Source organism: Agrobacterium sp. 16-172Ci (assembly GCF_053522725.1).
The window spans coordinates 1-9718 of sequence record NZ_JBNWBW010000049.1; the positions used below are offsets into that span (position 1 = coordinate 1).

At 59.3% G+C, this 9718-nt stretch carries 11 protein-coding genes; 4 read left to right on the forward strand and 7 right to left on the reverse strand.

What is annotated here, in order from left to right; all coding sequences use genetic code 11:
- Positions 1 to 208: 208 nt before the first annotated feature.
- From ACQZ40_RS25310 to ACQZ40_RS25340, 7 genes are all read right to left on the reverse strand, one after another.
- Entirely contained in the window at positions 209 to 862 is a 654-nt protein-coding gene (locus ACQZ40_RS25310) for a histidine phosphatase family protein (protein WP_080856681.1), read from the reverse strand.
- 23 nt (positions 863 to 885) lie between these two features.
- Entirely contained in the window at positions 886 to 1296 is a 411-nt protein-coding gene (locus ACQZ40_RS25315; protein WP_448748890.1) for a VOC family protein, read from the reverse strand.
- Between the two features lie 50 nt (positions 1297 to 1346).
- Complete coding sequence (locus tag ACQZ40_RS25320) at positions 1347 to 1811, reverse strand: GNAT family N-acetyltransferase (protein WP_448748891.1); 465 nt, start codon at positions 1809 to 1811, stop codon at positions 1347 to 1349.
- A gap of 117 nt (positions 1812 to 1928) precedes the next feature.
- A complete protein-coding gene (locus ACQZ40_RS25325; protein WP_448748892.1) occupies positions 1929 to 2525 on the reverse strand; it encodes a class I SAM-dependent methyltransferase in 597 nt (198 codons plus the stop codon).
- Between the two features lie 4 nt (positions 2526 to 2529).
- Positions 2530 to 3351, reverse strand: coding sequence for a transglutaminase family protein (locus tag ACQZ40_RS25330; RefSeq protein ID WP_078051720.1), 822 nt, complete (start codon positions 3349 to 3351; stop codon positions 2530 to 2532).
- Between the two features lie 21 nt (positions 3352 to 3372).
- Entirely contained in the window at positions 3373 to 4314 is a 942-nt protein-coding gene (locus tag ACQZ40_RS25335; protein WP_065655060.1) for an alpha-E domain-containing protein, read from the reverse strand.
- Between the two features lie 3 nt (positions 4315 to 4317).
- Entirely contained in the window at positions 4318 to 5727 is a 1410-nt protein-coding gene (locus tag ACQZ40_RS25340; protein WP_065655059.1) for a circularly permuted type 2 ATP-grasp protein, read from the reverse strand.
- Positions 5728 to 6170: 443 nt separating this feature from the next.
- Here ACQZ40_RS25340 and ACQZ40_RS25345 point away from each other — a divergent pair, with 443 nt between their 5' ends.
- From ACQZ40_RS25345 to ACQZ40_RS25360, 4 genes are all read left to right on the forward strand, one after another.
- Positions 6171 to 7067, forward strand: coding sequence for a DMT family transporter (locus ACQZ40_RS25345; protein WP_065655058.1), 897 nt, complete (start codon positions 6171 to 6173; stop codon positions 7065 to 7067).
- A 180-nt stretch (positions 7068 to 7247) separates the two neighbouring features.
- The gene (locus ACQZ40_RS25350; protein WP_448748893.1) at positions 7248 to 7865 is read left to right on the forward strand and encodes a L,D-transpeptidase; all 618 of its coding nucleotides are present in this window, start codon (positions 7248 to 7250) and stop codon (positions 7863 to 7865) included.
- 241 nt (positions 7866 to 8106) lie between these two features.
- A complete protein-coding gene (locus tag ACQZ40_RS25355; RefSeq protein ID WP_003520528.1) occupies positions 8107 to 8496 on the forward strand; it encodes a DoxX family protein in 390 nt (129 codons plus the stop codon).
- 162 nt (positions 8497 to 8658) lie between these two features.
- Entirely contained in the window at positions 8659 to 9567 is a 909-nt protein-coding gene (locus tag ACQZ40_RS25360; protein ID WP_142779609.1) for a DMT family transporter, read from the forward strand.
- Positions 9568 to 9718 lie beyond the last annotated feature (151 nt).

A 9718-nucleotide genomic window follows, 5' to 3' on the forward strand; every position in this document is an offset into this window, starting at 1 on the left:
GCTTCTAAACCCGCCACCAGACAAACCCACAAATCAAAACCAGATGGCCTTCCAATGGCCACAAATTTAAACCGGACAGTAGTGGGACAGGCCCGAGGACCTGCGACCGATTGATTTTAAGCGACGTGGATAGATCCTCGGACGAGCCCGAGGATGCGCAAAATGATACCTCTTTCATCCCGTTATCCCGTTGTGTATCGGGCAACTGTCAGGCGCTTGCCTCACCCGAACCCCCACAGCTTGCCTTCAGGTGGGAAACATCCGCCAAAGCAATAACGGATCGACTTTGCCAATAGTCATCTTGTCTTAGGTGGGTAATGCTTCCAGACCGCGCCGGAAAGCTGACATAGCCGGCGCTTTCTATTGGCATCTTGATCCATGCTGCGATGACGAAGGTAAGGGCAAAGCCATGGGTAACGATGATCTGTGTTGGGCATGGCCGCGAAATAATGGTGTTAACAGAGCGATACACTCTTTCCGCCACCTCACGTCTCGTTTCGGCATCGGCGATTCCGCCTCGGTGATCCATCCGATTGTGGTCCTGAGCGGGGATTTGGCGGGCGTCGAGCCATTCCTGTGGCATGCCGCCAGCCGAACCGTAGCTGATTTCTCGCAGGTCATTTGTGATTTCAAAAGGGCGCTTGAGATGTTCAGCAACGATTGCCGCAGTCTGGGAGGCCCGGAGAAGATCGGAGCTGAAGATTTCGATTGATGCACTGCCAATCAAGGTCATAAGCTTAGCAGCTGTTGCTTCCGCATCTGCCACACCTTTGGGTGTCAGCTCGGTGTCATACCAACCCCCGACCTTGTTTTCGACATGGTGGATGGACTGAGTGTGCGTGACGACAAAAATGTTCTTCATAGCGTTTCTTCCGGGTATTGGGCTTACTCAATCCCCCACAGCTTGCCTTCCCCAACCTCCACCGAATTACCAGCGGGATCGCGGATATAGACGGAATAGCTGTCATTCGGCCAGCGGTGATAATGTTCGATGGGAATTCCGAGCGCTTCGAAGTGCGCCTTCCAGCCGTCCACCCCCGACTTGTCCCTGGCGTAAAAGCAGAAATGACCTTGCCCCACCGCGCCGTGGCGGGGGATGGGATTGTCGGGGTCGGCCCGGCGGGATTGCTCGGGGTCGAAGAGCAGCAGCATCTGCTGCCCGCATCGGAAGAAGATGAATTGCCCCGGCAGCCTGCGTACCACTTCCAGCCCGAAAACATCCCGGTAAAAGACTTCGGCGGCGTCGAGGTCGTCGGTGTAGAGCGCGGTTTCCATAATGGCGGTTGGCGGTTGCATGGTTCCTCCAGGCGGTTCAGGGGTTTCCGGCGGCGGATCGCGGCGGAAACCTATTTACCTGTTGTGTAGGTCAGCACCGTCAGGTCGTGTTTGCCGACGCCACGTTCCAGAACGGTCCAGCCGCAGTTGACATAATAGGCTTCGAGACCCCGTTGGCAGCAGAGATAGCTGGTCTCGTGGCCAAGTTCGGCTGCCCTTTGCGTCGCGGCCTGCATCAAGGCCCGCGCCACGCCCGAGCGCCGGCGGTCTTCTTCCACCCACAGGGCTGCGACCCAGGGCAGATATTGCGGACGTTCTTCCAGATCGCAATGGATGAGGAAGGCGGAGCCGACATAATCGCTGCCGTCATGGGCGACGAAGCCGGTGGGCAGCGTATGGGGGTCGGTCATGTCCTTCAGGTGCTCGGCGACGTCGCCGACCTGAAGCCCGCTATCCTGCCACCATGCCGTCCAGACCCGTTCGGCGATGACGGGTCCATGCGACTGGCAGTCGCGATAGTCGGAAATGCTGTACAAGGCCGTCTCCCGGCCGGCTTTCCTCCCGCAGGCTGAAGCCGGATCATGCTTTCAAATCGATGCGGGGATTAAACCGGGTGGGACGGGGTTTCGCAACCGTCAAGTTGTCGCGCCGGATCAGGGTTTCGTTGCCGTCACATGCAGCCATGCGGTCGGGAGCTTGTCATAACCGCTGCCCTGCCTCGCCTCGATCTCCACCGCCGCCCAGTCAAACTGTCCGTAAACGTCTTCCAGCCAGGGCTTCGAAGGGTAATTATAATAACGGCCGAACATGTCGCGGCCTTCCGCTTCTCCCGCCTTGAAGCTGGCATAAAAAACGCCGCCCGGTTTCAGCGCGGTGTGGATGCAGCCGATAATGCCCGGCAGGGCAGGGCGAGGCACATGCAGCAGGCAGGCATTGGCCCAGACGCCGTCATATCGCGCACTCTCATCGATATCCTCGAACAGCAATGTCCGGACGGGAATGCCGAGCCGGGCTTGCGCCGCTTTGGCGATTTCAGGCGTTCCGTCGGTGGGGTGGACATCGTAACCGGCGGCCAGCATGAATTCGCTGTCCTGCCCGCCGCCGCATCCCAGCTCGAGAATGCTTGCACCCTCTTGCAGCCGCGTCAGGAATGTTTCCAGATGCGGGCGATCCGCCGCCTGCCCGCGCGAGGTATAGGCCGCAGCGTTACCCGTGTAAAAGCCGATTGTGTCGTCGTCCCTGCCAGTCATCGTGTCAGCTCTGCGACTGGCTCTGGCCCTGCGATTGCTGCACGGTGACCGACACATTCAGGGTCTCACCGGCTGGGCCGATGCGCATGCCCGATATCGGCGCGCAATCGCGGTAGCAGAGGCCCGATGCGATGCGCACATAGCGGTCGTCGGGGCAGATATTGTTGGCGGCGTCGAAACCCACCCAGCCGAGCCCCTGAAGATGCACTTCGGCCCAGGCATGGGTGGCCGTCTGTTCCTCCACCTCTTCCATCATCAGATAACCGGAAACGTAACGGGCGGGCAGGCCCATCAGCCGGGCGGCGGAAGTCAGGATATGGGCGTGGTCCTGGCAGACGCCCTTGCCCGCTTCCAGCGCCGTTTCCGCGGTGGTTTCGATATCGGTTGCGCCCGGCACATACTCTACCTTGCGGTGAATATTTTCCATCAGGTCATGCAGGCGGGCCAGCTCGCTGTCGCCGGCGCTCACCTTCACCAGTTCGCGCACGAGCTTTCCGGGTTTGGTGCGCGGCGTCTCGCGCAGGAAAAGCCACAGCGGCGCATTGCCGATGTGGTAACCGAACACGCCGGCCTTGTCCTCGGTGTTCACGGTGCCGCTCGCCACCACCTTCACCCGCTGCTGCGGGCCTTCGGTTTCCACCAGCGCAACACGGTTGCCGAAATGGTCGTCATAGGTCACTTCGACGGTGGCGCCATCGACCGAGACATCCCAGTTCTCCACCGTCTGGCCGGGGCCGGTCTGCGGCCTCAGGCGCAGCCGCTGCAACGCATAGGGCATCGGCTCGTCATAGACATATTCCGTCGTATGGGTGATTTTCAGACGCATAAGCTGTCCCCGTCCACGCGCTTATTGATAGAAGCGGTAGCCTTCCGTGATTTCCTGCCCCAATTGTCCGTTGCGGTTGACAAATCTCTCCAGAAATTCGTGCAAGCCTTCATCCATCACCCGGCTGATGGTGGTCGCGCGCAGGCTGTCGCGAATGCTCTCGGCCGTGTCGTGCGCCTTGTGCCTCTCGCTGTAATCCTCGGCGATGTAATTGAGGTTGCTGGCGATCTTTTCATAACAATAGGCCAGCGAGCGCGGCATGCGGCCATTGAGAATGAGAAAGTCGGCAATATTGGCCGGCTTGTATTCCGCATCATAGACCCAGCCATAGGAGCGGTGCGCCGAGACCGAACGCAGGATGGATTCCCACTGCGCATTGTCGAGCGACGACCCCACATGCGCGACCGCCGGCAGCAGCACGTAATATTTGACGTCGAGAATACGGGCCGTGTTGTCGGCGCGTTCGATGAAGGTGCCGATGCGGGAGAAGTTATAGAGATCGTTGCGCAGCATCGAACCGTGGAAGGCGCCGCGCACCAGACCGGCGCGATGTTTGATGACATCGATGGTCTGCGGCAGTTCGGCATGGTTGAGCTTGCGACCGAGAATGTTCTTCAGCTCGATCCAGAATTCGTTGGTGGCTTCCCATGTCTCGCGTGTCAGCGCCGTGCGCACCATGCGGGCATTGTTGCGGCCCGCCTCGATGCAGGACATGACGCTGGAAGGGTTCGATTTTTCCCGAAGCAGATAATCGATCGCGTCCGCCGCCGTCACCTTCTTGTGCATTTCAAGGAAGGCTTCGCGCACGCCCGCACTTTGCAGCACGCCATCCCAGTCCTCATCGCCGCTGCCCGAGCGCGTCAATGAAACGCGCAGGCCCGCATCGATCAGCCGGGCGATGTTTTCAGCGCGCTCGATGTACCGGAACATCCAGTAGAGCCCGTTTGCCGTTCTGCCCAGCATGGCTTAATCCTCCAGTACCCAGGTATCCTTGGTGCCGCCGCCCTGGCTGGAATTGACCACCAGCGAGCCCTTTTTCAGCGCCACGCGGGTCAGGCCGCCGGGAATGATCTGCACCTTGTCCGAGACGAGCACATAGGGGCGCAGATCGACATGGCGCGGCGCAATGCCGTTCTTCACCATGATCGGCACGGTGGACAGCGACAGCGTCGGCTGCGCGATGTAATTGGCGGGACGGGCTTTGAGCTTTTCCGCAAACAGCGTCCGCTCGCGTTTCGTCGCCGTGGGGCCGACGAGCATGCCGTAACCGCCCGAACCGTGAACTTCCTTGACGACGAGATCGGCGAGGTTGTCCAGCACGTATTTCAGGCTGTCCGGCTCCGAACAGCGCCAGGTCGGCACGTTTTCCAGAAGCGGCTTGCGGCCGGTATAGAACTCGACGATCTCAGGCATGTAGGAATAGATCGCCTTGTCGTCGGAAATGCCGGTGCCGGGGGCATTGGCGATGGTGATGTTGCCGGCGCGGTAGACATCCATGATGCCGGGAACACCGAGCGCCGAATCCGGCCGGAAGGTCAGCGGGTCGAGGAAGTCGTCATCAACGCGGCGGTAAAGCACGTCGATGGCCTCATAACCGCGGGTGGTGCGCATCTTGACCTTGCCGTCCATGACGCGCAGGTCGGAACCTTCCACCAGTTCCACGCCCATCATGTCGGCGAGGAAGGAATGTTCGTAATAGGCGGAATTATAGATGCCGGGCGTCAAAACCGCCACACGCGGCTTGCCGGAACAGCCGGGCGGTGCGAGCGAGGCGAGCGACTGGCGCAGCAGATAGGGGTAATCCTCTACCCGGCGCACCCGGTTTTCATGGAAGAGCTCCGGGAACATCTGCATCATCGTTTCGCGGTTTTCCAGCATGTAGCTGACGCCGGAGGGGGTGCGGGCATTGTCTTCCAGAACGTAGAACTGGTCTTCGCCGGTGCGAACGATATCCGTGCCGACAATATGGGTATAAACGCCGCCGGGTGGGGTGAAGCCGATCATTTCCGGCAGGAAGGCTTCGTTTTTCTCGATGATTTCGCGGGGAATGCGGCCGGCGCGGATGATTTCCTGTTTATGGTAGATATCGTCGAGGAAAGCATTGAGGGCGAGGACGCGTTGTTCGATACCCTGGGCCAGTTTGCGCCACTCGCGGCCGGAGATAATGCGCGGGATAATATCGAAGGGGATCAGTTTTTCTGAACTGTCGGCATGGCCATAGACTGCGAAAGTAATACCGGTTTTTCGAAAGATGTTTTCCGCGTCTTTTGATTTCTGGATCAGGTGCGCCCTGTCCTGTCGGCTGTACCACTCGTTATAGTTTTCATATGGGCTTCGCGGCGTGTCGTCCGCATTTATCATTTCGTCAAATGCCAACTTCGATGTCCCCTTTTTTGCCATATGAATACAACGCTAAATGCAATGCAAGAACTATGCAGGCCTCCCCGAGAAGATTTTTTACCGCCCTAGAGTTTTAAAAAAGAAGCGTTTTTTCGGTTTCAGCCTATAAATGCGGCATTAGAAAATTGGTTGCGCGGGGACGAGGCGCGTATTGGGGTAACGGTACTGTGTGCGCCGTGGGCGAATGCATAAATTTTAGTCGCTCGCTTTCGGTTGATGAATATCGGGCGTCGCATCAGAAAATCTGAAAGATGTGATCACGAAAACGCCTTTGACCTTTCGTCGGGATGCGGATACCGCCTTGCTGAATACCCGGCTCGATCTTTCGCCGGTTTGCGTGAAGCCGCAGAAATATCAATTCGCCGCCTTTCCCGCACCGTGTCCGGTTACGGGCATGGTGCGGCACAGGGGATGTTCCCATGTCGCTCGACCGTCTGGCTCCGGCCATCTTCGTCTTTCTCTGGTCGACCGGCTGGGTCACCGCCAAATATGCGGTCTATTATACCGGACCGCTGACCTTTCTCTGTCTGCGCTATCTGCTGGCGGGGGCGTTGCTGTGGGCGATCTGCCGCTTTTCTTCCATCCAGTGGCCTGAGCGGCGTGCCGATCTCTTCCGGGCGATCCTCTCCGGCGTCTTCCTGCACGGTCTTTATCTCGGCATGATCTGGTGGGCGATAGGGCAGGGCGTGCCGGCGGCGATCGGCGGCATCATCGCCGGTCTGCAGCCGCTGATGACGGCGGTGGCCGCCCGCTACATGATCGGCGAAAGGATCTCGCCCTTGCAGCGCGCCGGCCTGCTCATCGGCTTTGCCGGCATCGCCATTGCCGTGCTGCCGAAGGTCATGGCCACCGGTGCTGTCGGCCTGTCGGTGCCGCTTTACGCCGTGGCGGTGAATGTGCTGGGCATGACGTCGGTTACCTATGGCACGCTCTACCAGAAGAAATACGTCCATGGTGGAAACATCATGGCGGTGGCCACGCTGCAATATGTCGGTGCGCTGCTGGTCACCGTGCCCTTCGCGCTTCTGCTGGAGGATGGGCATGTGGACTGGAGCCTCGGTCTTGCCGCCACGCTTGCCTGGTCGGTGGGTGCGATCTCCATCGGTGCCGTGGCGTTGCTTCTTTATCTCATCCGACGCGGGCAGGTCTCGCGGGCCGCCTCGCTGATCTATCTCGTCCCGCCGCTTGCGGCGGTGGAAGCAGCACTGCTTTTCGGCGAAACGCTGACACCGGCCATGATTGCCGGCACCGTTCTGGCGGTGACGGGGGTTTATCTCGCCAATCGCAAACCTGCCGCAGCGGTTGTCGCACGTTAGAGCCTTTTCGCTTTTCTTCGAGCAGCGAAAGCGCTCTAACTCTTTGTTTTGCTGCATTTCCGGACGGAAAGCGGGGCTCCACTTTTCCTGGAAATTCTTTAATTACCACAACCTCATATTAGGGCTTTGTTAACCATAAAATTATACCTCTCGTTAATCCAAAGATTTGGCGGGGGTTACATGTCTATTTCACGTCGTGGTGTTCTGTTCGGATTGCCGCTGTTTCTGGCCGGCTGCGCGAATACCGGCATCGGCCAGCAGAGGCTGAATTATGCGGCAAAGCCGGAGGAGAAATTCCCGCTTCCTGCCATGCATCTGGACAAGGTCAAGCCGGAACTGCGCCGGCAGGAAGTCACCTACGATACCATGCACCCGGCCGGAACGGTCGTGGTGGATACGCCGGCGCGGCGGCTTTATTACGTTATGGGCGATGGTCGCGCCATGCGTTACGGCGTCGGTGTCGGCCGGCAGGGTCTTGCGCTGAAGGGCGATGCCTATATCGGCCGCAAGGCGGAATGGCCGTCCTGGACGCCGACCGCGAACATGATGCGCCGCGATCCGCGCAATCTGAAATTCGCCGGCGGCATGGCGGGCGGCCCGAACAATCCGCTCGGCGCACGCGCGCTCTATCTCTATCGCGGCGGTAACGACACCATGTTCCGTCTGCACGGCACCAACCAGCCGCAATCCATCGGCCATGCCATGTCGAGCGGCTGCATCCGCATGCTGAACCACGACATCATCGATCTTTACAGCCACGTGCCGGTCGGTTCGAAGGTCGTCGTCTTGCAGGCGTGAGGAAGAGGCGGATTTTTCCGCCTTTGCCACGCCAGAAAATGCCTGTATCCTTGAGTTGATTTTTTCGGCAGACGGTCAATTTTATGCTGGAAAATCAACCATGTGTAGAATGCCTCCCTTTCAGTATTTAAGGGAGTTCTGCTATATCGGAAACGTGATTTCCGGTGTTCGAGACGTGTATCCATAAAGGCCTAAATGCACTGTATCGAGCGCGGCACCACTTCAACGGGGACACATGAACATGGCAACTTTCGACTCTCTTTCCCGCTATCGCCCGCAGGCACTGGGGGCGCTGCGCATCATGACGGCGCTGCTTTTCATTTCGCATGGAACGCAGAAGCTGTTCGGTTTTCCGGCGTCGCAGATGGATGGCTCCCTGCCGACGATGCTGCTGGTGGCGGCGCTGCTGGAACTCGTCGGCGGCATTCTCGTGCTGATCGGCCTGTTCACACGACCCGTCGCCTTCATCCTGTCCGGCCAGATGGCAGTCGCTTATTTCATGGCGCATGCGCCGAGCAATTTCTTCCCGGCCCTGAACGGTGGCGATGCCGCCATCCTGTTCTGCTTCATCTTCCTCTATCTGTTCGTTGCCGGTCCGGGCGCCTTCTCGGTGGATGAGCGCCGGGCCTGATTGCCCGACCCGTCATCGATCTCTTTTGCAGAAGCTCCGCATGGTCACGCCGTGCGGAGCTTTTTTTGAGAGAATGATTGAAACTTCGGCCGTGGCCGAAGCATAGATGCTTGTTTTCGGGTTAAGAACGGGCCATCCTGAACGCAGTTAGAAAATCGATCCGTGACCTCCCAGAACCCCATCGCCCGCGAATTGCTGTTTCTCGCCCTGTTGTCCACCCTGTGGGCCGCATCCTATACCTTCATCAAGATCGGGGTGGAGACGATACCGCCGATCACCTTCATCGCCTCGAGAACCCTGATCGCCGGTCTGCTGCTCTACGCGGTGATCCGGTTGCGCGGGCTGCGCCTGCCTACGGATTTGGCGACATGGCGGCTGTTCTTCATTCAGGCCTGCATCAACAGCGTTCTACCCTTCACATTGATCGCCTGGGCGGAACAGAGCATCGATGCCGGTCTTGCCGTCATTCTCAACGCAACGACGCCGATATTCACCTTTCTTCTCACCGCACTCGTTATCCGGCACGAGCCGGTCAGCGGGCGCAAGCTGTTCGGCACCATTGCCGGCATGACGGGCGTGTGCCTCATCATCGGTGTCGAAGCGCTGAGCGGTGCGGGCGAGGCGATATGGAGCCAGCTCGCCGTGCTGACGGCGGCTTTTTCCTATGCCTGTGCGGCTATTTTCAGTAAAAATTTCAAGGGGCTCGATCCGATCATGCCGGCAGCGGGTTCGCTTATCTGCGGCGCTGTTTTCCTGTTGCCCGTGAGCCTGATCGTAGACCGGCCCTGGACATTGTCGCCTTCGGCGGCCTCACTGACGGCGCTCCTTTGCCTCAGCGTGTTTTCGACCGCGCTTGCCTTTATGATCTATTTCCGGCTGATGCAGACGCTGGGCTCCGTCGGCACCACCTCCCAGGCCTATCTCAGGGTGCCGGTCGGCGTCGCCATCGGCATGGCGTTCCTGGGGGAAATGCCGACACCTGCCATGTGGGTGGGGCTCGTCTGCGTCATTGCCGGCGTGCTGGCCATGACCCTGCCGTCACGGCGTCGTCCGGTCGCGCAGGGCGGGTGAGGGGAAAGCAAAGCCGCGCTGGCTGGCTGTGGCTGCGGGGCTTGATTATTGGCGAGCGCGTGCCGCTTGTTTCTTCTCCCCGCCGGGGAGAAGGTCGCGGCAGCGGGATGAGCGACTGTCTTTGATGTCAAGCGTTTTGCCATGGTTTGTT

What these genes read in the sequence shown, in the direction of transcription:
- ACQZ40_RS25310 (WP_080856681.1), bottom strand. Translation starts at nt 862, where the DNA reads ATGAAGAACATTTTTGTCGTCACGCACACTCAGTCCATCCACCATGTC.
- ACQZ40_RS25315 (WP_448748890.1), bottom strand. Translation starts at nt 1,296, where the DNA reads ATGCAACCGCCAACCGCCATTATGGAAACCGCGCTCTACACCGACGAC.
- ACQZ40_RS25325 (WP_448748892.1), bottom strand. Translation starts at nt 2,525, where the DNA reads ATGACTGGCAGGGACGACGACACAATCGGCTTTTACACGGGTAACGCT.
- ACQZ40_RS25330 (WP_078051720.1), bottom strand. Translation starts at nt 3,351, where the DNA reads ATGCGTCTGAAAATCACCCATACGACGGAATATGTCTATGACGAGCCG.
- ACQZ40_RS25335 (WP_065655060.1), bottom strand. Translation starts at nt 4,314, where the DNA reads ATGCTGGGCAGAACGGCAAACGGGCTCTACTGGATGTTCCGGTACATC.
- ACQZ40_RS25345 (WP_065655058.1), top strand. Translation starts at nt 6,171, where the DNA reads ATGTCGCTCGACCGTCTGGCTCCGGCCATCTTCGTCTTTCTCTGGTCG.
- ACQZ40_RS25350 (WP_448748893.1), top strand. Translation starts at nt 7,248, where the DNA reads ATGTCTATTTCACGTCGTGGTGTTCTGTTCGGATTGCCGCTGTTTCTG.
- ACQZ40_RS25355 (WP_003520528.1), top strand. Translation starts at nt 8,107, where the DNA reads ATGGCAACTTTCGACTCTCTTTCCCGCTATCGCCCGCAGGCACTGGGG.